Raw genomic sequence first — 23,172 nt, 5'->3', positions numbered from 1 at the left:
GTTCTCCACGCTGAAAAACACGGCGATTCGCGACGGCCAAAAGGGAACCCTTTTGGCCGTCGTCGCGTTTGCAAATCGGATAATAAGGAGAGACCAATGGCAAGCACGCCGACCCACGCTATCGTCACGGGGCGCAGTTCCCTATCCGCAGCTGCGCCAGTGCGTGATACGAGGCTCGACGTCTTGCGCGGCGTGGCCCTGATCATGATCTTCATCAATCATGTTCCCGGACAGATCTTCGAATATGTGACGACGAAGAATTTCGGCTTCTCCGATGCCGCCGAGGCCTTCGTGCTGATCTCGGGCATTGCCGTCGGCCTTGCCTATGGGGGCCGCTTCCAGCCGGGCAACCGGCTCACGGTGGCGATCAAGGCGGCAAAGCGCGCCTTCACGCTCTATCTCGCCCATATGATCACCACCTTCATGACGCTGGCGCTCTTCATCTGCGGTGCCTGGCTGTTCCATCGGCCGGGATTGCTGGTCGAAATCAATATCCTGGCGGTTCTGATGAACCTGAAGGAAGGCATTCCGGCGCTGCTCCTGCTCGGCCACCAGATCGGCTACAACAATATCCTGCCGATGTACGGGGCGCTGATGCTGATGGTGCCGATCATCCTGCTGTTGAATGCGCGCAGCCCTTGGCTGGCGCTCGGCGTCTCGGGCACGGTCTGGCTGCTTGCGGGCATCTACGAAGTGGCACCGCACAACATGCTGATCGAGGGCTACTGGTTCCTCAATCCGCTCTCCTGGCAGTTCCTGTTTTCGATCGGCATCGTCTCGATGCTGCATATCAAGCGCGGCGGCACGATCCCGCAGCATCCGCTGCTGCTGACGGCCGCTGCCGGTTACGTCATCTTGTCCTTCGTCTGGGTGACCGGCCATCTCTGGATTTTCGGCAACTCGCTGGCAGCCCTTGGCCTGCCGCCTGTCATCACAGGTTTCGACAAGACCTTCCTGTCGCTGCCGCGGCTGCTGCATGTGCTGGCGCTGACCTATCTCGTTATCAGCATCCCGGCACTCTCGCGTATCCTGCGCCGTCCTGCGGACCATCCGCTGACGATCCTCGGCCGCCATTCGCTGAACATTTTCGTTGCCGGCACCATCCTTGCGATGATCGGCCAGGTGGTGCTCTACATCACCAACAAGGACCAACTGGTCGGTCCGCTCTTCGTGATCGCTGGGGTCGCGACACAATTCGCCTATGCCTATTATCTCGAGCGCAAGCGCCAGCAGGGAAAGGTCAAGGGGAAACTTGTCGCCGATACCGCCACCATCCCGGTTCCCGTCCGCATTGGCGGGACGGCAAATGCCTATCGCCGGAACGATCGGAAATAAGCATCGGGTTTGCCCGACATGAAGAAGCCGGCGGCCGATGGCCGCCGGCTCAATTTTTATGAACGAGGATGTTCACCAACTTGCCGAAGGGATCGCGCACGTAAAAGCGCCTGACGCCCCAAGGCTCGTCGGCCGGGCCGTATTCGATGGGGAAGCCTGAGGCCGACATCGCCTCGAAAGCGGCATCGAGGTCGTCGACCTCGATCGAGAGGTCGGGCACCTCAGTTCCGGACCCGCCTTCGCTGGCGATACTGAGTTGAACGTTCATCGAACGCGCGGCGCCGAACGTCGTGATCCAGCCGTGATCCATGATGACGTCAAGACCGAGGATATCCTGATAGAAGCGCCGGGCCGGGGTGATATCCGGTGCCTGGATATTGGCGACGATGCGCAGGACCTTCATGGCTTCGCTCCCCGTTGCTCTTTGACTGGCGGAGGCTAGGGGAGATCGGGGCGGGGATCAATCGTCCAAGCCCTGCGGAGACATTGCGGCGTTGGATATCCCTCGGCCATGCCGGGCATCTCCCCGACGGCCTTGATACATAGCTGTCAGATGTTCGGAGACATGTCTGACACTTCCGTGATGATTTCTCGGGAGGTCGGCATGGTCTGGTCTGGCGGAGAGATGCCCGGCAGGTACGACACTGTCTCTAGATTTTCGGGAAGGGTTTGAGGGGATGACCGCCTCGGCCTTCGTCTTCGCGATCGTTGCGCGCAAGGCATTGCTGTCATACGCTTTATCGCCGAGAATGCCTGACCTGTCTGGTTATTGAGAAGAGCGGCAGCTTGCGTGATCTCGCCGACTTGGCCGGCCGTCACGATAAAGCGCAGGGGACGCCCGAGCGCATCGGCCAGCATATGGATCTGGTCGTCAGTCCACCTCTGGAACGCCCCAGCGCCTGATCCTTGGCCCACCTTTTCCGCTCGCTGCCTGTTGATGGGCGCGCATGATGGTACTGTCGATCATTAAGTACTGATTGTCCCGGTCAGCAATGAGGGCATCAAAGACCAGCTCCCATACGCCGGCATGGCACCAGCGACTGAACCGGCGGTGGACCGTCTTCCACTTCCCATAGCGCTCCGGCAGGTGCTGCCAGTGTGCGTCCGAGCGCAGTATCCACAAACACCCGTTCACAAACAACCGGTTATCTACCCCCGTCCGACCCGGATCGCTGGCCTTACCTGGTAACAAAGGCGCAATTCTCGACCATTGCGCCTCGTTCAACTCGTATCGCTTCACTCCCATCAAAGGCCTCCGTGCTGCACACGATACCCCATGAATCAGTGATCAACCGATTTGGGAATCCTGAGTGTCGATTGGTCCTCAGTCCCAGAGCCAACAAAAAAGGCCGGAAGGAGTTACCTTCCGGCCTTTATCTTGAAACCCGAACCGATCAGGCGGCTTCGGTGGCGTGGGCCTTGCGGACCTCTTCGTCCGTCAGGATGCCGCTGGCGCGCAGCAGGGCGGCGAAGCGGCCGTTGCTGTGGCTAAGCTCGTCGAAGCTGCCCTGTTCGACCACACGGCCGTCGTCCAGGAAGAGCACCATATCGGCTTCGCGGACGGTCGACAGGCGGTGAGCGATGATGAAGGTGGTGCGGTTCTGGCGCAGGTTGTCGATTGCGGCCTTGACACGAGCTTCGGTTTCGACGTCGAGCGCCGAGGTCGCCTCGTCGAGCACCAGGATCGGCGCGTCCTTGAGGATGGCGCGGGCAATCGCGATGCGCTGGCGCTCGCCGCCGGAGAGCTTGTTGCCGCGTTCACCGACATGCGTATCGTAGCGATCCTCACGGGTCTCGATGAAGTCGGCGGCAGCGGCGGCTTCGGCCGCACGGCGCATTTCCTCTTCACTGGCGCCTTCGCGACCAAGGCGGATATTGTCGCTGATCGAACGGTTCAGCAGGCCCGCATCCTGGAAGACGGTGGCGATGTGGCGACGCAGCGACTTGCGGGTCACCTTGGTGATATCGGTGCCGTCGACGAGGATCTTGCCGCCCTGGGCATCGTAGACACGCTGCAGCAGGTTGACGAGCGTCGTCTTGCCGGCGCCGGTCGGGCCGACGATCGCGACCGTCTGGCCTGCCTTCACCGAGAAGGAGACATTGTGCAGGCCCTGTGAGCTGTTGCCGAAGCCGAAGGAGACGTCGCGGAATTCGATCGCACCCTTGACGTCCTTGATCTCGCCGTTGCCGGCTGGCTCTTCACGTTCACGCACCGAGTCTTCAAGCGTATAGAAGTCCTCGAGCTTGGAACGGGCCTCGAAAATCTGCGTCGCGAACTGGCGCATCAAGTCGAGACGGCCGATCAACAGGTTGGCAAAGCCGATGAAGGCGATGACGTCGCCAACGCGCAACTGGCCGGCCTGGACGAGCATGGTGCCGATGATCAGGACCACCATCATCGCGATGGTCGACGCCATGCGGTTCAGTGCGCTGGCGATCGCCCACCAGTCGAGCACCGGATATTGGGCTTCGAGCAGACGGTCGGCGAAGGATTTCAGCGCTCGGGTTTCGGCCTCGATGCGATTGTAGCTGTGCAGGACCGAAACGTTGCTGATCGAGTCGCTGACATGCGAGAAGACGGTGTGATAGTGGTTCTCGACCGAAGCCTGGCCGTCCTTGGTGCGGCTCATGACGACGCGGCCGATCAGCCAATAGGCGATGGCGAGCACCATAAGCACGGCGGAAAGGCGCAGGTCCATCGACATTGCGGTCGGCACCAGAAGCGTAAGCGCGATGACCGTCGACAGGTGGTTGCGCATGAATTCCAGCCAGAGGCCGAACAGCGTTTCGCAGGCGCGCAGCAATGTATGCAGCGCGTTGGAGGTGCCGCGCTGATGGTGCCAGCCAAGCGGCATGGAAATGATGCGGCCGAAGGCTTCCGTCAACAGCGTCGCCCGCCGGCCATGGGCCAGCCGGTCGGCCTCGCGGGCCACTAGGACGAAGGCAATAGTGTTGAAGACGGCGAAAGTCGCCCACATGAAGAGGATGGGCTTGACCTCACCCTTGCCCGAAATCGCATCGATAATGCGACCGAACAGGATCGGCTCCGCGATGGTAATCGTCGCAAGAACAATGTTTGCGACAACGACCAGGGATACGCGCAGCTTGTAGGCGCCAAGATAGCGCAGAGCCCTTGCATAGACCTTGAATAGCGTCACGTCGAACCTCTTGTGCATCTGCGAAAACGGGATGATGCGATGCTACAAAAGCCTACCTGAACGGGCGATTAACGGAGCATTCAGGGTTCAGTCGATGTGATGATTAACACGATCGCACTATTGCAGGATGCGACGAGATGGCCATGGCGCTGAAATTGCCGTCCGGATATATCTCGCAACAATTTGCGCTTGCATTTTATTAAATGTTTAGCACAGCATTAAATTACAGACTGCATTTATTGAGGAAGACCGTTTCGCGACCAGTTCGACAAGCCGCCGACGGCCTCAGGCGGGCATCAGGTCCGGGCAAGGGGCATTTTTGTGAATATTAATTCGTTAATTCAATTACTTGTAATTCTGGAAGAATGTTCAAATCCTGCAGGCGTCATTACCGAGTTGGAGCAGCTCCTCCATGCTTGCGGCTTCGAATATTACGGCCTGCTACGCCATCTGCAGCAGAATCCGGTACAGCAGAATCCAGAGCCCTGGGCTGCGGCGCTTGCCGGCCGCTGGCCGGAACAATGGCCGCAGATATATGCCGCGAAAAAATATGCTCTGATCGATCCGATGCTGCGCTATCTCGCCCACGCGCAGCGGCCTTTCCGCTGGCGGGAGGCGATGGCGGCCTTCCACAAGGATGCGCATCAACGCCGCATGGAGCAGATGATGGTCGATGCCTTCGGGCATGGAATGGAGGATGGCTACATCTTTCCGATCCACGGACGCAACGGCATTCTCGCCAGCCTCAGTCTCGCCGGCAAGCCGATCGAGCTGTCGCCGGTGGAGATCGCACTGTTGGAGGCGGTGGCGCGCAAAGCCTTCTGGCGGCTGCTCGATCTGAAAGGCGAGGCGCCGGCGCTGGAAACCGTGTTGCCGGCCGATACGCCGCTGACGCGGCGCGAGATGGAAATCCTGCATTATCTCGCCGAAGGCATGACGTCGATGGAGATCAGCAAGATGCTGAAGATCTCAAACCACACGGTCGACTGGTATATGAACGGCCTGCAGGACAAGCTGAAGGCGAAAAACAGGCAGCAGGCGGTGGCGCTTGCCTTCCGTCATGGACTGATAAGTTAGAGCAATTCCGCTTCTCATCGAAGCGGAATTGCTCCGGTTTTTTATTTTGACGCAACTTCGGACGGAAAACCGCTTCGCACTTTTTCTGGAGTTGCTCCAGAATGTCGAAAAATTGCATTTCGCAGTCGCAAGATAAATTGAACTTTCTGTGACAAGAAGTTAAGAATTTCCTTCGCGGGTGCAGCATGCCCGCGTCTGAACGTCTGAGGAGACCGTTTTGCCCATTTCCAAGATTCTCGTTGCCAATCGCTCTGAAATTGCCATTCGCGTGTTCCGTGCGGCCAACGAACTTGGAATAAAAACGGTGGCGATCTGGGCGGAAGAAGACAAGCTGGCGCTGCACCGCTTCAAGGCGGACGAGAGCTACCAGGTCGGTCGCGGCCCGCATCTTTCCAAGGATATGGGTCCGATCGAAAGCTATCTGTCGATCGCGGAAGTGATCAGGGTCGCGAAGCTCTCCGGCGCCGATGCCATTCATCCCGGCTACGGCCTGCTTTCGGAAAGCCCCGAATTCGTCGATGCCTGCATCGAGGCCGGCATCATCTTCATCGGCCCGAAGGGCGATACGATGCGCCAGCTCGGCAACAAGGTCGCCGCGCGCAACCTGGCGATTTCGGTCGGCGTGCCTGTGGTGCCGGCCACCGGGCCGCTGCCGGAAGACATGGCCGAAGTGGCGAAGATGGCGGAAGGGATCGGTTATCCCGTCATGCTCAAGGCCTCCTGGGGCGGCGGCGGGCGCGGCATGCGCGCGATCCGCGATCCAAAGGATCTCGCCCGCGAGGTGACGGAAGCCAAACGCGAGGCGATGGCGGCCTTCGGCAAGGACGAGGTCTATCTGGAAAAGCTCGTCGAGCGCGCCCGCCATGTCGAAAGCCAGGTTCTCGGCGATACGCATGGCAATGTCGTGCATCTCTTCGAGCGTGACTGCTCGATCCAGCGCCGCAACCAGAAGGTCGTCGAGCGCGCTCCGGCGCCCTATCTCTCGGAGGCGCAGCGCCAGGAACTCGCCGCCTATTCGCTGAAGATCGCGGCCGCGACCAATTATATCGGCGCCGGTACCGTCGAATATCTGATGGATGCCGATACCGGAAAATTCTATTTCATCGAGGTCAATCCGCGCATCCAGGTCGAGCATACGGTGACCGAAGTCGTTACCGGCATCGATATCGTCAAGGCGCAGATCCACATCCTCGATGGCTTTGCGATCGGCACGCCGGAATCGGGCGTGCCGCGCCAGGAAGATATCCGTCTCAACGGCCATGCGCTGCAATGCCGCATCACCACGGAAGATCCGGAGCATAACTTCATTCCGGATTACGGCCGTATCACCGCCTATCGCTCAGCGTCTGGTTTCGGCATCCGCCTCGATGGCGGCACTTCCTATTCGGGCGCCATCATCACCCGCTTTTATGATCCGCTTCTCGTGAAGGTTACGGCATGGGCGCCCAACCCATCCGAAGCGATCGCCCGCATGGATCGGGCGCTGCGCGAATTCCGTATTCGCGGCGTGGCAACCAACCTGACCTTCCTCGAAGCGATCATCGGCCATCCAAAGTTCAGGGACAACAGCTACACGACACGCTTCATCGACACGACGCCGGAACTCTTCCAGCAGGTGAAGCGCCAGGATCGCGCCACGAAGCTCCTGACCTATCTCGCCGACGTCACCGTCAATGGTCACCCCGAAGCCAAGGACAGGCCGAGGCCGCTTGATAACGCGGCCGAGCCGGTGGTTCCCTATGCCAACGGCAATACGGTCAAGGATGGTACGAAGCAGCTCCTCGACACGCTCGGCCCGAAGAAATTCGGCGAATGGATGCGCAACGAGAAGCGCGTGCTTTTGACCGACACGACAATGCGCGACGGCCATCAGTCGCTGCTCGCCACCCGCATGCGCACCTATGACATCGCCCGCATCGCAGGCACCTATGCGCATGCGCTGCCAGGCCTTTTGTCGCTCGAATGCTGGGGCGGAGCGACCTTCGACGTCTCCATGCGTTTTCTGACCGAGGACCCGTGGGAGCGCCTGGCACTGATCCGAGAGGGCGCGCCGAACCTTCTGCTGCAGATGCTGCTGCGCGGCGCCAACGGCGTCGGCTACACCAATTATCCCGACAATGTCGTCAAATATTTCGTCCGCCAGGCGGCCAGGGGCGGCATCGATCTCTTCCGGGTGTTCGATTGTCTGAACTGGGTCGAGAACATGCGCGTCTCGATGGATGCCATTGCCGAGGAGAACAAGCTCTGCGAGGCGGCGATCTGCTATACCGGCGACATCCTGAACTCGGCCCGTCCGAAATACGATCTGAAATACTATACCGACCTTGCGGTCGAGCTCGAGAAGGCCGGCGCGCATATCATCGCGCTCAAGGATATGGCAGGCCTCCTCAAGCCTGCGGCTGCGAAGGTTCTGTTCAAGGCGCTGCGCGAGGCGACCAGCCTGCCGATCCATTTCCACACGCATGATACCTCAGGGATTGCGGCCGCGACCGTTCTTGCCGCTGTCGATGCCGGCGTCGATGCCGTCGATGCCGCCATGGATGCGCTTTCCGGCAATACCTCGCAGCCCTGTCTCGGCTCGATCGTCGAGGCGTTGCGCGGTACGGAGCGCGATCCGGGCCTCGATCCGGAATGGATCCGCCGCGTTTCCTTCTATTGGGAAGCGGCGCGCAACCAGTATGCCGCCTTCGAAAGCGATCTGAAGGGTCCGGCATCCGAAGTCTATCTGCATGAAATGCCGGGTGGCCAGTTCACCAACCTCAAGGAACAGGCCCGCTCGCTCGGCCTCGAGACCCGCTGGCATCAGGTGGCGCAGGCCTATGCCGACGCCAACCAGATGTTCGGCGATATCGTCAAGGTGACGCCGTCTTCCAAGGTCGTCGGCGACATGGCGCTGATGATGGTGTCCCAGGACTTGACGGTTGCCGATGTCGTCAGCCCCGACAAGGAAGTCTCCTTTCCGGAATCGGTGGTCTCGATGCTGAAGGGCGATCTCGGCCAGCCGCCGTCAGGATGGCCTGAGGCGCTGCAGAAGAAGGCGCTGAAGGGCGACAAGCCCTATACCGTGCGTCCCGGCTCACTGCTCAAGGAGGCCGATCTCGATGCGGAGCGTAAAGTCATCGAGACGAAGCTCGAGCGCGAGATCAGCGACTTCGAATTCGCTTCCTACCTGATGTATCCGAAGGTCTTCACCGACTTCGCGCTCGCCTCCGATACCTACGGCCCGGTCTCGGTGCTGCCGACGCCCGCCTATTTCTACGGTCTCAAGGACGGCGAGGAACTGTTTGCCGATATCGAGCGCGGCAAGACGCTTGTGATCGTCAACCAGGCGATGAGCGCAACCGACAGCCAGGGCATGGTAACCATCTTCTTCGAGCTCAACGGCCAACCGCGCCGCATCAAAGTGCCGGACCGGGCCCATGGGGCGACAGGGGCCGCCGTCCGCCGCAAGGCCGAACCGGGCAATGCCGTTCACGTCGGTGCGCCGATGCCGGGTGTCATCAGCCGCGTCTTCGTCTCGCCCGGCCAGGCCGTCAATGCCGGCGACGTGCTGGTCTCCATCGAAGCGATGAAGATGGAAACGGCGCTGCATGCGGAAAAGGATGGCACGATTTCCGAAGTACTGGTGCGGGCGGGCGATCAGATCGATGCCAAGGACCTGCTCGTCGTCTACGCAGGTTGAACAACAAGTGGCCGTCGTTGAACAGCGCCCTTGAGCGCCTTTGCGAACCGGCTCCATTCACCCGATCGTGTACGATCGGCCTGTCAAAAAGCTGAGAGTTAGCAGCCTCCGCGCCTTGCCCGGCGTGGAGGCTTTCTCATAAACTTGGCCATCCGCCCCCAAGACCAATCCAGGAAACAATATCCATGAGCAAGTTGAAGATTGCCGTCATCGTCGGCAGCACGCGTATTGGCCGTTTTGCCGAGCATCCGGCCAAGTGGATTGCCGCTATCGCCGCCGAGCGCCAGGACATCGAGGTCGAGGTTCTCGACCTGCTCGACTACCCTATGCATTTTTTCGGTGAGCAGCGTGCCACCACCGCTGAAAGCGAGACGGCAGAGCGCTGGAAAAAGAAGCTGCGTGAATTCGATGGCTTCATTTTCACCGTCGCCGAGTACAATCACGCTCCGACGGCCGTTCTGAAGAACGCCATCGACCTCGGCGAGTTTATCCAGAAGCCGGTCGGTTTCGTCGGTTACGGCGGCGTCGGCGGCGCACGTGCGGTCGAGCATCTTCGCCTGATCTTCGTGGAAATGGGGGCGGCTTCGGTGAAAACGGGCGTGCATATCGCGCTTGGCGAATATCTTGGCGTCCTCAAGGAAGGCAAGAGTCTCAGCGATTACGCGCATCTCAACGAAGCAGCGAAGAACCAGCTCGACCAGCTCACCTGGTGGGGCAATGCGCTGAAGGCGGCGCGCTCGGTCGTCACGGCCTCCTGATTGGAGTTCCAGCAATGCCGGGATGTTCGCATCCCGGCATTAGATCCGGATGATTTTAGAACCAGGTCGGCCTAAAATCTGAATCCGGATCTAAATCAAAGAAATAGAGCATGATGTCGTCCGAAAACCGCTCACACTTTTCGGCATCATGCTCTAGCTCAGATATCGTAAGTATGGGCGGCGTTGATCGTCGAGATGAAGCGTTTGGTGCGCTCGCGCTCCGGCGCACTGAAGATCGCCTTGGCGCTGCCCGTTTCCACCACGCTGCCGGCTTCCAGGAAAACCACGTCATTGGCGATCTTCGAGGCGAGCCGGAGATCGTGGGTCGCCATCACCATCGTCGTGCCTTCGCTGGCAAGTTGGCCCAGCACATCGACCACTTCGGCCGAAAGCTCGGGATCGAGGGCGGATGTCGGCTCGTCACAGAGAAGCACGCGCGGCGACGGCGCCAGTGCGCGGGCGATCGCGACGCGCTGCTGCTGGCCGCCCGACAGCGTCGAAGGCCAGGCATCGGCCTTGTGCGTCATGCCGACCTTGGTCAGCAATTCCATCGCACGCTCGCGCGCTTTTTCCTTCGGCCATCTCAACACCGTCACCAGGCCTTCCATGACATTCTCGATCGCGGTCTGATGCGGGAATAGCTGGAAGTTCTGGAAGACCATGCCGGTCTGGCGGCGGATCTTCTGGATCGCCTGCCAGCTCGTTCGTTTGCCCGGCGCAAAGGCCAGCTTCTCCTCCCCGAGGCGGATAGAGCCGGCGGTCGGAATTTCGAGCAGGTTGATGCAGCGCAGCAGCGTGCTCTTGCCGCCGCCGGAAGGCCCGACCAGCGCGGTGACGCTGCCTTCGGGGATGCGGATACTGATATCCTTGAGGATGATGGCGTCGCCGAAGCGTTTTTCGATATTGGAAAGCTCGATCATGCATTTGCCTCCAGCATGCCGCCATAACGCGCGAAGCGGCGTTCCAGCCGCACCTGCAGCTGCGAGAGGACGGAGCTCAGGACGAGATAGATCAGCGCCGCCTCGATATAGAGGATCAACGGCTCATAGGTGGTGGCGACGATGCGTTGCGCCGCCTGGAAAAGCTCCGGCACGGTGATGGCCGCGGCAAGCGAGGTGTCTTTGACCAGAGAGATGAAGGTGTTCGACAAAGGCGGCACGGCGACACGAGCGGCCTGCGGCAGGATGGTGCGGCTCATCGCCTGGCGCCAGCTCATGCCGATCGAATAGGCGGCCTCCCATTGGCCCTTCGGCACCGAGGAAATGACGGCGCGGATGATCTCGGAGCTGTAGGCGCCGATATTCAGCGTGAAGCCGATGAGGGCGGCAGGGAAGGCATCGAGCAGGATGCCGAGGCTCGGCAGGCCGTAGAAGATGACAAAGAGCTGAACGAGCAACGGCGTGCCGCGGATGACCCAGACATAGAAGCGCGCGATGGCGGAAAGTGGCGTCGGCCCGAAGAGCCGGGCGATCGCGGTGGCGAGCCCGAGGGCCAGGCCGAAGACGAAGGATAGCAGGGTCAGCGGAATGGTGAAGATCAGCCCCGCCCACAGGAGCGAGGGCAGCGATTCCGCCATCAGTTGGAGCCAGTGCGCCAAGGGAGTTCCCTCTCGTCGGTTGCTACGTTGAAATGGAATACCCCTCCCCAACCCCTCCTCACAAGAGGGAGGGTTTATCGGAGGCCCGGACGCACCAAATAGCGACCCCGCTGTTGGCTGAGAGGCTGTTTTGAGATGAGAGCAGCAGCATCGAAACCCCTCCCTTTGTGGGGAGGGGATGGGGAGGAATTTAAATTACTTGGAAACGTCCTGGCCGAAATACTTGTCGGCGATCTTCTTGTAGGTGCCGTCGGCCTTGATGTCGGCAAGCGCCTTGTTGATTTCGGCGAGAAGCTCCGGCTCGTTCTTGCGGATGATGACGCCGGAGTAGTCGGCATTTTCCTGCTCGGCGACGATCTTCACCGGCGCGTCCGGCTTGTGCTTCTTGAAATCGAGGAAGGAGAGGCTGTCGTTGATCGTGGCGTCGGCGCGTTTGGTCAGTACGAGCTGGATCGACTGATCAAAACCGTCGGTGCCGACGAGCTCGGCACCGGCTTCGGTTGCGAGCTTGCCGAAGTTGCTGGTCAGCGACTGTGCGGCCTTCTTGCCCTTCAGATCGGCGAAGGACTTGATGCTGCCGTCGCCGTCGCGGGCGATTAGTACGGCCTTGGAAGCGATATAGGGCTCGGAGAAATCATATTTCTGCTTGCGGGTTTCGGTGATGCCGACCTGGTTGATGACGGTGTCGTAGCGCTTTGCGTCGAGGCCGGCGATCAGGCCGTCCCACTTGCCTTCGACGAACTCGGCCTTGACGCCGAGCTTGGCGGCGATCGCTTCGCCGATCTCGACATCGAAGCCGACGAGCTTGCCGCTTTCGTCATGATAGGTGAAGGGCGCATAGGTGCCTTCGGTGCCGATCTTGAAGACGCCGGCCGATTTGATGGCGGCGAGGTTTTCACCGGCATGGGCAGGCAGGAGGGCCGCAGCCTGAATGAGGGCGGCGGCGGCGACGGTTTTCAACCAGTTCATTGTTTCATCCATCCTTGGGAGGTGCTTCGGGTGAGGATAGTTGGCAGAAAATTATGGCGCCGGAAGCGTAGAAAACTGCGAATAAAAGCAGCAACTGCAAATATTTTTCTCAAACGGCCGCTCGAACCATGAATCCGGCAGAATCAGGCATCAAGCGGTGATGCGGCGGCGCAGCCTCTCGCTGACGATGATGATCAATCCGGCGCCGAGGATCATCGCTGCGCCGACAACCACATTCTGTGTCGGGACGTCGGCCCAGATCAGATAACCCAGGAGGAAGGCCCAGACGAGAGAGCTATATTCGAATGGCGCAAGCACGGAGACGGGCGCCTGGCGCATGCCTTCGAAAAGAGCGAACTGCGCGCAGCCGGCAACGACGCCGGTGGCAATGAGGAGCGCGAGCTGCGTCATATCGGGGGTCTGCCATGTCCAGATCACGGCAATGCCGGTCATGGCAAGAAAAAAGACGTTGGAAACGGTGAGCTGGATAATGGTCTTCTCGTGCAGCGAGGTCTTGCGCAGCAGCACCATGGCGGAGGCCCAGAGCACGGCTGCCTGCAGCGCTAGATAGACCGGCCAGGAGATGGTGAGGCCGATCGGATTGCAGGCAATGAGAACGCCGACGAAGCCGACGCCGACGGCCAGCCAGCGCGCCGGCGTGACTTTCTCCTTCAGGATGACCCAAGCCAGCAAGGTGCCGACGACAGGTGCGGCGTAATAAAGCGTGGTCACTTCGGCAAGCTGCAGGCGGCTTGCGGCGGAATAATAGGAAAGCCAGGCGCAGAGCAGAAGGATACTGCGGGCGACCATCGGCTTGATGATCGGCGATGTCATCGTCTGGCGGACGAGCTTGCCGCGACCATAGGCGAGAGAACCGACGAGGATGGTGAGACTGCGGAAAAACAGGATCTGCCAGACGGGAATGCTTGAAACCAGGATCTTGATGATCGCGTCGTGGAAGGTGAACGCCATATAGGCGACGGTCGTGAGCAGGATGCCCAGGCTGACGGAGTTTTTCACGGGGAGAAAGCACCAGGTGGCGGATATGCCGGCGGGAATCGGGATTGAGCAATCGATATTCCCGCCTTCAAGACCGGTCAATAGGGCATATTCGCTCTGGTAGTGCAGCTTTGTTTCCGAACGTCAGAAAACGTGTAACCGTGCATATTGCCTGCATGATCATAAGCGTTTATGCACGTTTTCGGTTTATGAGATCTCGATCCGGTAGGAACATGCAGGATTTTTTGTTGCGAGAGCGCCAAGGCGTGATTTCCGAGAGGCTGCGGCTGAATGGCCGCGTGCTGGCGACGGAGCTTGCGCTCGAATTCGGTGTCTCCGAGGATACGGTGCGGCGGGATCTGCGCGAGATGGCGGCGGCAGGGCTCTGCGAGCGGGTCTATGGCGGCGCATTGCCGGTCTCGCCGGCGCATGGAAGCCTGACGCAGCGTATCGGCTTTGCCGCTGACCGGAAACAGGCGCTGGGGCGCGCTGCGGCAAAGCAGATTGCCGCCGGCTCGACCGTGTTCTTCGATGCCGGCAGCACCAATCTGGCGATTGCCAATGCGTTGCCGGCCGAACTAGCACTGACGGCTGCGACGAATGCGCCGGCGATTGCCGCGGCGCTGATCGACAAGCCTGCCGTCGCCGTCATCCTGATCGGCGGAATGGTGGACCGGCAGACGGGCGGTTCGCTCGGCGCCAAGGCCTTGCGGGATATGGAGCAGATCTCGCCCGATCTCTGCATTCTCGGCGCCTGCGGCGTCGATCTCGAGGCCGGCATCACGGTGTTCGGCTTCGAGGATGCGGAGTTCAAGCGGTTTGCGACATCCAGGAGCAAAAGGGTGCTGGTGGCTGCAACCTCGGAGAAATTCGGCACTGCGGCCCCCCATAGCATCCTGCCGGTCGCGCATTGCGAATGCCTGGTCGTCGAGCACGATGCCGATCCGGCCATTCTCGCCGGTTACCGCGAGCGCGGATGCAGGACTGTTCTCGCCGAGAAAACGAACTGAGGCGACGTCATAGAGTTTAGGGAGACCGGGCCAAGCAAGCCCGGCAATGAGGAAAGACCGGAAATGGATAGTCATGTGAGTACGCCGGGAGCCCGGAGCGGCTTCATTACCAGAAGCAGGGCGGCGGTTTCCCTGCTCTTTCTCATGAACGGTTTTGTCGTCGGCTGCTGGGCGCCGAAGATCCCGGATTTTGCCGAGCGTCTGGCGCTGACCAAGTTCGAGCTTGGGCTGATGATCCTCGTCTTCGGCGTCGGCTCGCTGGTCATGATGCCGATCGCCGGTGCGCAGATCGCCAAACACGGCTCGCGTGTCGTCGTTCAGGTACTGGCTGTCTGCTTGCTGCCGTTGCTGCTGGCATTGACGCTCGCGCCAAATGTGCCGACCGGGGCAATCTCGCTCTTCCTGTTCGGCGGCTTCATCGGCGCAATGGATGTGGCGATGAATGCCAATGCGGTGTCGGTCGAGAAATCCATGCGCCGCGCCATCATGTCGTCCTGTCACGCTTTCTGGAGCCTTGGCGGACTGATCGGCTCCGGTCTCGGCGGCATCGTGATTTCCAAGCTCGGCGTGCTCGGCCATGCGCAACTGGCGACGGTGCTGGCGGCAATCTTCCTTGCCGTCGCGTGGCCGATGATCCTTGCGGATCCGCCGCATCCTGACACCAAGAAGGAAAAGACGAAGCTGCCGATGGTGCCGCTGCCGTGGCTGCTCGGGTTGATGGCGCTGTTCAGCATGGTGCCTGAAGGTGCGGTTCTCGACTGGGGCGCACTCTATCTCCGGCAGGAAATGGATGCATCCGTGGCACTATCCGGTCTTGGCTTCGCAGCCTTTTCGGCGACCATGGCAATCATGCGCTTTGGCGGCGACCTGGTGCGCGACCGTCTGGGCGGCGTCAAGACGCTGCGCATCTGCACGCTGTTTGCCATCGTCGGCATGCTGCTTGCAGGCCTGGCACCCAATGCCGAGATTGCCATCCTGGGCTTTGCCTTTTGCGGTATCGGCATTTCCAACATGGTGCCGATCGCCTTCTCGGCGGCGGGCAACATACCCGGCCTCAAGCCCGGCATCGCCATCTCGGTGGTCACGACCATGGGCTATTCCGGCATGCTGGTTGCGCCATCGTTGATCGGCTTTGTCGCCGAGCATATCGGCTTTGCCGTCGTTTTCATGGCGCTGCCGGTGCTGCTCATCGTCGTTCTCCTGCTCTCCAAGCTGGCCCATTATGCCGACGGCACGACCGGAGGCGGTCACTGAGCCGCCTCCCAACAAAAGTGATATCAGGGGCGGTTGACAAGAAAGCGGTCATGATCCACCTGAAAGGCACTGTTTCTAAAGCGCGTCGCAATCTTTCAGATTTGCTCCTCGCGCCTTAGGTCTTTATTTTTCGCATGTCGTTATCGCAAAACCGCTGCACACTTTTGCGCGACATGTTTTAGGGGTGCAAGAACTCTTCATGTTGTCAGCCGCCGATTTTGATCCGAAACCACGCCGCGCTTCCGTTGCCGTCGATGTCGGCGGCGTCATCGTCGGCGGCGGGGCGCCGGTCGTCGTGCAATCCATGACGAACACCGATACGGCCGACGTCGATTCCACCGTCGCGCAGGTCGCCGCTCTCCACCGGGCGGGCTCGGAGTTGGTGCGCATCACCGTCGATCGCGACGAGAGTGCGACCGCCGTGCCGAAGATCCGCGAGCGGCTGCTGCGCCTCGGCATGGACGTGCCTTTGATTGGCGACTTCCACTATATTGGCCACAAGCTGCTCGCCGATCATCCTGATTGTGCCGCGGCGCTGGCGAAATACCGCATCAACCCCGGCAATGTCGGCTTCAAGGACAAGAAGGACAAGCAGTTCGCCGAGATCATCGAGATGGCGATCCGTTATGACAAGCCGGTGCGCATCGGCGTCAACTGGGGCTCGCTTGATCAGGATCTGCTGACGGCGCTGATGGACCAGAATGCCGAAGCCGGGTCGCCGCTTTCGGCCCGGCAGGTGACGCGCGAGGCGATCGTGCAGTCGGCGCTGCTTTCGGCAGCCCTTGCCGAAGAGATCGGCCTGCCGCGCAACCGCATCATCCTGTCGGCCAAGGTCAGCCAGGTGCAGGACCTGATCGCCGTCAATTCCATGCTTGCCGAACGCTCCAATCATGCGCTGCATCTCGGCCTGACTGAAGCCGGCATGGGCACCAAGGGTATCGTCGCCTCGTCGGCGGCGATGGGCTTCGTGCTGCAGCACGGCATCGGCGATACGATTCGCGTGTCGCTGACGCCGGAGCCGAACGGCGACCGCACGCGCGAAGTCCAGGTGGCGCAGGAAATCCTGCAGGTCATGGGCTTCCGCCAGTTCATACCCGTCGTTGCGGCCTGTCCGGGCTGCGGACGCACGACGTCGACGGTGTTCCAGGAGCTCGCTCAGAACATCCAGAACGATATCCGCAAGAACATGCCGGTCTGGCGCGAGAAATATCCCGGCGTCGAGGCACTGAACGTCGCCGTCATGGGCTGCATCGTCAATGGGCCGGGCGAAAGCAAACATGCCGATATCGGCATTTCGCTTCCGGGTACCGGCGAGACGCCAGCGGCCCCCGTCTTCATCGACGGCCGGAAGGCGTTGACGCTGCGTGGTCCCAATATCGCCGCCGACTTCGAAGCGCTTGTCGTCGACTATATCGAGAAGCGTTTCGGCCAGCGGACGGCGGCGGAATGAGCGCCCGCAAGTTCGCATGAGCCGGTACTGGTCGCCAATCGTCAGCAAGCTTCGGCCCTATGTCGCGGGCGAGCAGCCCCGCATCGCGAACATGGTCAAGCTCAATACCAACGAGAGCCCTTACGGGCCGTCTCCGAAGGCGCTCGAGGCGATCAGGGACGCGGCGGACGATCGTCTGCGGCTCTATCCCGATCCCTCCGCCATGGAATTGCGCGGGACGATCGCGGCCCATTTCGGCCTGACGGCGGAAGAGGTATTCGTCGGCAATGGCTCCGACGAGGTTCTTGCGCATGTGTTTCAGGCGCTGCTGAAACATGAACGGCCGCTTCTCTACCCCGATGTGACCTACGCCTTCTATTCGACCTATAGCCTGCTATACGGCGTCGAAGCGATCGAGGTGCCTGTTGATGATGGGTTCCGGATCCGGCTGGAAGATTACGACAGACCATGCGGCGCGATCATCATCCCCAATCCGAATGCACCGACCGGTATCGGCCTGCCGCTTGCTGGTATCGAAGCACTTCTTGCCGCCCATCCGGATGCGGTCGTCGTCATAGACGAGGCTTATGTCGATTTCGGCGGTGAAAGCGCCATCCCGCTGATATCCACGCATCCCAATCTGCTGGTAATCCAGACCCTGTCGAAATCCCGTTCGCTTGCAGGTCTGCGCATCGGCTTCGCGCTGGGACAGCGGCCGCTGATCGAGGCGCTGGAGCGGGTCAAGGACAGTTTCAATTCCTATCCGCTCGATCGTCTGGCGCAGCTTGCCGCGACGGCGGCGATCAAGGACGAGGCGTGGTTCGAGACATGCCGGAGGAAAATCATCGCCAGCCGGGAAAGCCTCGGTTCTGAACTTGAAGCTTTGGGTTTCGAGGTCTTGCCGTCGCAGGCGAATTTCGTTTTCGCGAGGCACGAAAGCCGTTCGGGAGCAGCGCTTCAAGCCGCCCTACGGGAGCGCGGCATTCTCGTCCGGCATTTTGCCAAGCCGCGTATTTCGGACTTCCTGCGTATCAGCATCGGCACGGACGAGGAGTGTGCCCGTCTGGTTTCCGCCCTTGAGGAGATATTGGCCGCCTGACCAGGAAAGGCTCTAGTTCTTCCGGTCGGCGATGAAATGCGCCGCGGCGGTAAGGGTCGAGGCGCGGGCGCCATAGGGGGCCAGCAGCGCCTCGGCATCGCGGACATGCTCACGGAGCTGGGCCTCGGCCCATTCCATGCCGCGCAGGGCCACAAGCGTTCCCTTGCCGCGGGCCGCATCCTTGCCGGTTGCCTTGCCCATGGTCGCCGCGTCCGAGGTCAGGTCGAGGATGTCGTCGGCAAGCTGAAAGGCAAGGCCGATCTTTTCGCCGAAGGCGCGCAGGCGGCGGCGATCTTCCGGCAGGCTTGCCGAGATGACGGCGCCGGCTTCGCAGGCGAAGCGGATCAGCGCGCCCGTTTTCATCGCCTGCAGCCGGATGATGCCGGCCTCGTCAGGGACCTGCCTTTCCGCCGCGAGATCGAGCGCCTGGCCGCCGGCCATGCCGCCGAGACCGGCTGCGCGGGCAAGGGCCAGCACAAGCGATGCCTTGCTCGAATCGGGAAGGGTCGTTTCCGGCGCGGCGATGATGTCGAAGGCATAGGTCAGCAGGCTGTCACCCGCGAGGATTGCCGTCGCTTCGTCGAATTTTATGTGCACCGTCGGTTTACCGCGGCGCAGGTCGTCATCGTCCATGGCCGGCAAGTCGTCATGTACGAGAGAATAGCAGTGGACACATTCGAGTGCGGCGCCGACGCGAAGTGCCGCCTCAGCGTCGCCGCCGAGAAGGGCTGCACTTTCGACGACGAGAAACGGGCGCAGCCGCTTGCCGCCGTTCAACACGGCATAGTGCATGGCATCGCGCAGCGTCTCGGGCCTGGCGATTTCATCGGAAAGAGCATTTGCTGAAAGCAATGCGTCGAGCAGCGCCTCGATCTCGCGGGCGTTGTTCTTCAGCCTCGTCTCGAAAGTGTCCCGGTTCGCGTCCATGGGCGCTGTTTGGCATGAGCGCCCCCGGGCTTGCAACGGAATTGTCGATGGCGGCAGCAAGATTCGCCACGCACTCTGGCATAAGCTCTGCACAGGCGTTATGAGAACGACAGGAGCGAAATCGGACTGGGGACATTGGATATAGCGCCAGAGAGAGAGGACAGCGTCGACATGCCGGCTCGTCGGCGATGGTTCGAAGACCGGCGTGTGTTGAAACGCATTGTTCTTGCCGTGCTGATCGTGCTGATCCTTCCCTATGCGCTGATCCTTTTCTATCTGCTGCCCTTCATTCACCCCGTCTCGACGCTGATGCTGCGCGATCTCGTGCTGCTGCGTGGTTACGACCGGCAGTGGGTGTCGCTGGATAAAATCGCCCCGGTTGTGGTGCAGTCGGTGATGATGTCAGAGGACGGACAGTATTGCTTTCACGGCGGCGTCGACTGGGCGGAAATGCGCATGCTGGTCGAGGATACGCTGAAAGGCCAGGCGACGCGCGGCGGCAGCACGATCCCGATGCAGACGGCGAAGAACCTCTTCCTCTGGAACAGCCGCTCGTTCGTGCGCAAGGCGCTGGAACTTCCGCTCGCGGTGACCACGGATTTCGTCCTGTCGAAACGGCGGCTGATGGAAATCTATCTCAACATCGCCGAATGGGGTCCCGGCATCTACGGTATCGAGGCGGCGGCCCAGCATCATTTCAAGGTGCCGGCCTCGAAGCTGACGCGGCGCCAGGCATCGCTGCTTGCCGTCTCGCTGCCAAACCCGATCGACCGCAATGCCGGCAAGCCCGGACGAGGCCTTCGCCGGCTCGCCGGCGTGATCGAGAGACGCGCACAAGGTTCGGGCGATTACATCAAGTGCATCTATGACTGAGATCAGAACTTGTCGCTAGAACAGGATGATTTTAGGCCGGGTCCGCCTAAAATCTGAATCCTGTTCTAAATTATATAGTTAGAGCGGCAAGTGTCATCTGACATTCTTGGTTCTGCCATATGGGCGAATGCAGTCCAACCAGAGCCCCCGAGTCGCCCATGACCATCACGACATTTTCGCCCGAGCTTCTCTTTTGTTCGAAGAGGCACAATCCAACCCCGCCCGCCCATCTCGGCAGCCGCTATGGCAAGGTCGGCGGCTTTCTGCCGGAAGCCGGCAACACCATCGTTTGCCATCTCGAAAAGGGCTCGCAGACGCAGTCAGTACTGATCGAGGCGCGTGAGAAATATCTGGCGATGCCCGAGGCTCCGCAGTTCCTCTTCACGCCGATTTCAAGCATTCACATGACGCTTTTCGAAGGTGTCATCGAGACCAGGCGCCGCCAGGATTGCTGGCCGGGCGATCTCCCGCTCGATACGCCGATCGACGACATGACCGCGCTGATGGCGGCCAGGCTGGAAGGTTTCTCGATGTTCGACCCCTTCAAGGTCGCCATCGCCGAAGCGCGTCCGTCAGGCCTGCTCGTCGACGGGGCCACGGCGAACGACCGCAAGGTCATGCGCGCCTGGCGCAGCGCACTGGCCGATCTTCTCGGCTATCGCCAGCCGAACCATGAGGACTATAAGTTCCACATAACCTTCGCCTATGCGATCGAACGGCTGGAGGACGAAGCCTTGCCGCGCTGGCAGGCGATGCTCGATGACGTGGCCGACGATATCCGCCGCAAGGCCGCTGTTTTCGAGCTGACACCGCCGGCATTCTGCATGTTCGAGGATATGAACCATTTCCACGAATTGCTGATCTTCGATTTCGAAGCCTGAACGGGAGAGCCTCATGGACAAACCGACGCTTTACATCGCCAACAAGAACTATTCCTCCTGGTCGTTCCGGCCGTGGATGGCGCTGACGGCTGCCGGAATCGATTTCGAGGAAGTCTTGATCCCCTTCGACGATGCGGGTGGCAATCCCAATATCAAGGCGGTATCGCCGACCGGGCGGGTGCCGCTTCTCAAGCACGGCGCATTGAAGATCTGGGAATCGCTGGCGATCATCGAATATGTCGCCGAACTTTATCCGGACGCCGGCCTTCTGCCGAGGGATCGGGCCGAGCGGGCGCTCGCCCGCTCGGTTTCGATGGAAATGCTCTCGAGCTTTCGGGCGCTGCGCAGCGCCTGCCCGATGAATATCCGCCGGCCGAAGGGCAAGATCGCGTTGCCGGATGGTGTCGACGCCGATATCAGCCGCATCGAGACGATCTGGCGCGACCTCCTGCAGCAATCCGGCGGACCGTTTCTCTTTGGCGCGTTCAGCGGGGCGGATGCGATGTTTGCGCCTGTCGTCAACCGGTTCGACATCTATGATCTCGTCAGCCGAAACGACATCCTGGCCTATATGGAGACCATGAAGGCGCATCCGGCCTGGCGGAAATGGGAAGAGGCGGCCCGCGCCGAGCCTTGGATCGTACCGGAGGACGAAGTCTGAGCCTGGAATCATCGGCTTCGCAAAAAATACGCATGGGGACTGGTCAAGGCCACCCCTTGCATGTATAAGCGCGCCAAATTCCGAAATCGCGACATGTCCGTTTCGGCCGCCAGTGTGGCCGTGGGAATGTTTTGCCCGCAAGTGGAGTAAGAGAAATGGCTGTACCGAAGAGAAAAACAAGCCCGTCCAAGCGCGGTATGCGCCGTTCGGCAGACGCCCTGAAGGCTCCGACCTACGTCGAAGACAAGAACTCCGGCGAACTGCGTCGCCCGCATCATATCGACCTGAAGACCGGTATGTATCGCGGCCGCCAGGTTCTGACGCCGAAGGAAAGCGCATAATTTCCCGATCCGGCTTGTCCGATCAAAGTTTTAAGGCCGGCGTCACGCCGGCCTTTTGCATTTCGACGATATAATATTTGCAATGACTTGCAGTCAGGCAACGGTTTGCGGCAGTATTCTTCCATGATGCGCTGGGAGATTGCAGATGATAGCCGCCATGCCCCTAATGATTATCCCGTTTATTCTTTACAATCTTGCGATGCTGGGCCTGATGGGCGATGGCGGCATTCCGGCACTGCAACATGATATCATCGTACTGTCGATGATCTCGGGCGCCATCTGGAGCATGGCGCTCGGCGATCTTTTCATCGTCATCGCACTTGTCGTGCTGTTCTTCGAAATCCTCAAAGCGACCAGAACCGGTCCCGGCAATCTCGTCAACCACATGCTGTCGATGCTGGTGTTCATCGCGTTCCTGGTCGAGTTTCTGCTCGTCCGGGATGCTGCGACGCAGGTGTTCTTCATTTTGATGACGATCGCTCTGATCGATGTCATCGGCGGTTTTGCCGTGTCGATCCGGAGCGCCGGGCGGGATGTCTCGATCGGATTATAGGTTGTCGAGCTTGTTCTGAAGGGCGCGGAGCTGTTCCTTCAACTCGTCGATATCCTTGGCCTCGGCCTTGCGGCTTTCCTTGGCGGGCGGCGTCATGAAGGGCGAGAACATCTGCATCGCCTGCTGAAACAGCTCGGTATTGCGGCGAACATGGTCCTCGACCATCTGCATCGGCAACTGCAGGTTCTTGCCGAGCGGCGTTTCGCCGAAGGCGCGGGTCACCTGCTCGCGCATCTGGGCCTGCTGTTCGGTGAAGGAGCGCATCGAATGTTCGAGAAAGCTCGGCACGACCATCTGCATCTGGTCGCCGTAATAGGTGATGAGCTGGCGCAGGAAGGAGATCGGGAGCAACGTGTTGCCGGTCTTCGATTCCTGTTCGAAGATGATCTGGGTCAGCACCGAATGGGTGATGTCATCTCCGCTTTTTGCATCTTGTACGGTAAATTCTTCGCCCTTCTTCACCATCTCCGCCAGGTCTTCCAGCGTCACGTAGGTGCTGGTGCCCGTGTTGTATAGGCGGCGATTGGCGTATTTCTTGATAACGATCTGACCCTCATGCTTCGCCATAT

Annotated in this window: 21 protein-coding genes and 1 pseudogene; 13 read left to right on the top strand and 9 right to left on the bottom strand. The window is 60.4% G+C overall.

Annotated elements, in window-relative coordinates; genetic code table 11:
- The first annotated feature begins 96 nt into the window (after positions 1–96).
- The gene (locus J3P73_RS23980; protein WP_130656643.1) at positions 97–1,335 is read left to right on the top strand and encodes an OpgC family protein; all 1,239 of its coding nucleotides are present in this window, start codon (positions 97–99) and stop codon (positions 1,333–1,335) included.
- A gap of 49 nt (positions 1,336–1,384) precedes the next feature.
- On the opposite strand, the gene J3P73_RS23975 is transcribed toward J3P73_RS23980, so the two are convergent.
- From J3P73_RS23975 to J3P73_RS23965, 3 genes and pseudogenes are all read right to left on the bottom strand, one after another.
- Entirely contained in the window at positions 1,385–1,738 is a 354-nt protein-coding gene (locus J3P73_RS23975) for a VOC family protein (protein ID WP_130675934.1), read from the bottom strand.
- Between the two features lie 246 nt (positions 1,739–1,984).
- Positions 1,985–2,575, bottom strand: a pseudogene (locus J3P73_RS37665) (IS5 family transposase); the annotation flags it as partial.
- Positions 2,576–2,729: 154 nt separating this feature from the next.
- Positions 2,730–4,493, bottom strand: coding sequence for a glucan ABC transporter ATP-binding protein/ permease (locus J3P73_RS23965; RefSeq protein WP_024320501.1), 1,764 nt, complete (start codon positions 4,491–4,493; stop codon positions 2,730–2,732).
- 321 nt (positions 4,494–4,814) lie between these two features.
- On the opposite strand from J3P73_RS23965, the gene J3P73_RS23960 reads away from it, so the two are divergent.
- From J3P73_RS23960 to J3P73_RS23950, 3 genes are all read left to right on the top strand, one after another.
- Complete coding sequence (locus J3P73_RS23960; RefSeq protein ID WP_130662477.1) at positions 4,815–5,570, top strand: helix-turn-helix transcriptional regulator; 756 nt, start codon at positions 4,815–4,817, stop codon at positions 5,568–5,570.
- Positions 5,571–5,787: 217 nt separating this feature from the next.
- Entirely contained in the window at positions 5,788–9,252 is a 3,465-nt protein-coding gene (pyc, locus tag J3P73_RS23955) for a pyruvate carboxylase (RefSeq protein WP_130686927.1), read from the top strand.
- 185 nt (positions 9,253–9,437) lie between these two features.
- Positions 9,438–10,010, top strand: coding sequence for an NADPH-dependent FMN reductase (locus tag J3P73_RS23950; protein ID WP_130675930.1), 573 nt, complete (start codon positions 9,438–9,440; stop codon positions 10,008–10,010).
- Between the two features lie 158 nt (positions 10,011–10,168).
- Here J3P73_RS23950 and J3P73_RS23945 read toward each other — a convergent pair whose 3' ends face one another.
- From J3P73_RS23945 to J3P73_RS23930, 4 genes are all read right to left on the bottom strand, one after another.
- Positions 10,169–10,930 carry an amino acid ABC transporter ATP-binding protein gene (locus J3P73_RS23945; protein ID WP_130675929.1) on the bottom strand — a complete coding sequence of 254 codons (762 nt, stop codon included), beginning with the start codon at positions 10,928–10,930 and terminating at the stop codon, positions 10,169–10,171.
- Entirely contained in the window at positions 10,927–11,607 is a 681-nt protein-coding gene (locus tag J3P73_RS23940) for an amino acid ABC transporter permease (protein WP_018071968.1), read from the bottom strand. Before J3P73_RS23940 ends, J3P73_RS23945 begins: the two co-directional genes overlap by 4 nt.
- 195 nt (positions 11,608–11,802) lie before the next feature.
- A complete protein-coding gene (locus tag J3P73_RS23935; RefSeq protein WP_024320498.1) occupies positions 11,803–12,576 on the bottom strand; it encodes an amino acid ABC transporter substrate-binding protein in 774 nt (257 codons plus the stop codon).
- A 150-nt stretch (positions 12,577–12,726) separates the two neighbouring features.
- A complete protein-coding gene (locus J3P73_RS23930) occupies positions 12,727–13,677 on the bottom strand; it encodes a DMT family transporter (protein WP_197727335.1) in 951 nt (316 codons plus the stop codon).
- A 131-nt stretch (positions 13,678–13,808) separates the two neighbouring features.
- Between J3P73_RS23930 and J3P73_RS23925 the strand changes: the two genes are divergently transcribed.
- The 4 genes from J3P73_RS23925 to hisC all read left to right on the top strand — a co-directional run bounded on the left by J3P73_RS23925 (position 13,809) and on the right by hisC (position 18,367).
- Positions 13,809–14,585: a DeoR/GlpR family DNA-binding transcription regulator gene (locus J3P73_RS23925; RefSeq protein WP_024320496.1), complete on the top strand. Its 777-nt coding sequence runs from the start codon at positions 13,809–13,811 to the stop codon at positions 14,583–14,585.
- 63 nt (positions 14,586–14,648) lie between these two features.
- Positions 14,649–15,839 carry an MFS transporter gene (locus J3P73_RS23920; RefSeq protein WP_130673281.1) on the top strand — a complete coding sequence of 397 codons (1,191 nt, stop codon included), beginning with the start codon at positions 14,649–14,651 and terminating at the stop codon, positions 15,837–15,839.
- 199 nt (positions 15,840–16,038) lie between these two features.
- Positions 16,039–17,289: a flavodoxin-dependent (E)-4-hydroxy-3-methylbut-2-enyl-diphosphate synthase gene (ispG, locus tag J3P73_RS23915; RefSeq protein WP_130692991.1), complete on the top strand. Its 1,251-nt coding sequence runs from the start codon at positions 16,039–16,041 to the stop codon at positions 17,287–17,289.
- A gap of 16 nt (positions 17,290–17,305) precedes the next feature.
- Entirely contained in the window at positions 17,306–18,367 is a 1,062-nt protein-coding gene (gene hisC, locus J3P73_RS23910) for a histidinol-phosphate transaminase (RefSeq protein WP_130692990.1), read from the top strand.
- A gap of 12 nt (positions 18,368–18,379) precedes the next feature.
- Here the strand turns inward: hisC and J3P73_RS23905 are convergent, their stop codons facing one another.
- Positions 18,380–19,294: a polyprenyl synthetase family protein gene (locus tag J3P73_RS23905; protein WP_024320492.1), complete on the bottom strand. Its 915-nt coding sequence runs from the start codon at positions 19,292–19,294 to the stop codon at positions 18,380–18,382.
- A 135-nt stretch (positions 19,295–19,429) separates the two neighbouring features.
- Between J3P73_RS23905 and mtgA the strand changes: the two genes are divergently transcribed.
- From mtgA to J3P73_RS23880, 5 genes are all read left to right on the top strand, one after another.
- Complete coding sequence (gene mtgA / locus J3P73_RS23900; RefSeq protein WP_024320491.1) at positions 19,430–20,167, top strand: monofunctional biosynthetic peptidoglycan transglycosylase; 738 nt, start codon at positions 19,430–19,432, stop codon at positions 20,165–20,167.
- A gap of 158 nt (positions 20,168–20,325) precedes the next feature.
- The gene (locus tag J3P73_RS23895; RefSeq protein ID WP_130692989.1) at positions 20,326–21,048 is read left to right on the top strand and encodes a DUF1868 domain-containing protein; all 723 of its coding nucleotides are present in this window, start codon (positions 20,326–20,328) and stop codon (positions 21,046–21,048) included.
- 13 nt (positions 21,049–21,061) lie between these two features.
- Positions 21,062–21,709 (top strand): glutathione S-transferase family protein, encoded by a 648-nt coding sequence (locus J3P73_RS23890; protein ID WP_018071977.1) that lies wholly within the window; start codon positions 21,062–21,064, stop codon positions 21,707–21,709.
- Positions 21,710–21,864: 155 nt separating this feature from the next.
- Entirely contained in the window at positions 21,865–22,050 is a 186-nt protein-coding gene (rpmF, locus tag J3P73_RS23885; protein ID WP_003543812.1) for a 50S ribosomal protein L32, read from the top strand.
- A gap of 145 nt (positions 22,051–22,195) precedes the next feature.
- Entirely contained in the window at positions 22,196–22,603 is a 408-nt protein-coding gene (locus J3P73_RS23880) for a hypothetical protein (RefSeq protein WP_003543801.1), read from the top strand.
- Here the strand turns inward: J3P73_RS23880 and phaR are convergent.
- Positions 22,598–23,170, bottom strand: coding sequence for a polyhydroxyalkanoate synthesis repressor PhaR (gene phaR, locus J3P73_RS23875; protein WP_003543798.1), 573 nt, complete (start codon positions 23,168–23,170; stop codon positions 22,598–22,600). The two genes, J3P73_RS23880 and phaR, sit on opposite strands and share 6 nt — an antisense overlap.
- Positions 23,171–23,172 lie beyond the last annotated feature (2 nt).

This window comes from Rhizobium ruizarguesonis, from assembly GCF_017357285.1.
In the GTDB taxonomy this organism is placed as follows: Bacteria; Pseudomonadota; Alphaproteobacteria; order Rhizobiales; family Rhizobiaceae; genus Rhizobium; species Rhizobium ruizarguesonis.
Note: the sequence above shows the minus strand (reverse complement) of the source record. Positions and strands in the feature narration are given on the sequence as shown.

Bases quoted from the DNA above. Each gene is read 5' to 3' on its own strand.
- J3P73_RS23895 (WP_130692989.1), top strand. From the start codon at position 20,326: ATGACCATCACGACATTTTCGCCCGAGCTTCTCTTTTGTTCGAAGAGG.
- J3P73_RS23920 (WP_130673281.1), top strand. From the start codon at position 14,649: ATGGATAGTCATGTGAGTACGCCGGGAGCCCGGAGCGGCTTCATTACC.
- J3P73_RS23975 (WP_130675934.1), bottom strand. From the start codon at position 1,738: ATGAAGGTCCTGCGCATCGTCGCCAATATCCAGGCACCGGATATCACC.
- rpmF (WP_003543812.1), top strand. From the start codon at position 21,865: ATGGCTGTACCGAAGAGAAAAACAAGCCCGTCCAAGCGCGGTATGCGC.
- J3P73_RS23925 (WP_024320496.1), top strand. From the start codon at position 13,809: ATGCAGGATTTTTTGTTGCGAGAGCGCCAAGGCGTGATTTCCGAGAGG.
- J3P73_RS23945 (WP_130675929.1), bottom strand. From the start codon at position 10,930: ATGATCGAGCTTTCCAATATCGAAAAACGCTTCGGCGACGCCATCATC.
- hisC (WP_130692990.1), top strand. From the start codon at position 17,306: ATGAGCCGGTACTGGTCGCCAATCGTCAGCAAGCTTCGGCCCTATGTC.
- J3P73_RS23935 (WP_024320498.1), bottom strand. From the start codon at position 12,576: ATGAACTGGTTGAAAACCGTCGCCGCCGCCGCCCTCATTCAGGCTGCG.
- J3P73_RS23880 (WP_003543801.1), top strand. From the start codon at position 22,196: ATGATAGCCGCCATGCCCCTAATGATTATCCCGTTTATTCTTTACAAT.
- J3P73_RS23980 (WP_130656643.1), top strand. From the start codon at position 97: ATGGCAAGCACGCCGACCCACGCTATCGTCACGGGGCGCAGTTCCCTA.
- J3P73_RS23905 (WP_024320492.1), bottom strand. From the start codon at position 19,294: ATGGACGCGAACCGGGACACTTTCGAGACGAGGCTGAAGAACAACGCC.
- phaR (WP_003543798.1), bottom strand. From the start codon at position 23,170: ATGGCGAAGCATGAGGGTCAGATCGTTATCAAGAAATACGCCAATCGC.
- J3P73_RS23890 (WP_018071977.1), top strand. From the start codon at position 21,062: ATGGACAAACCGACGCTTTACATCGCCAACAAGAACTATTCCTCCTGG.
- J3P73_RS23950 (WP_130675930.1), top strand. From the start codon at position 9,438: ATGAGCAAGTTGAAGATTGCCGTCATCGTCGGCAGCACGCGTATTGGC.
- ispG (WP_130692991.1), top strand. From the start codon at position 16,039: ATGTTGTCAGCCGCCGATTTTGATCCGAAACCACGCCGCGCTTCCGTT.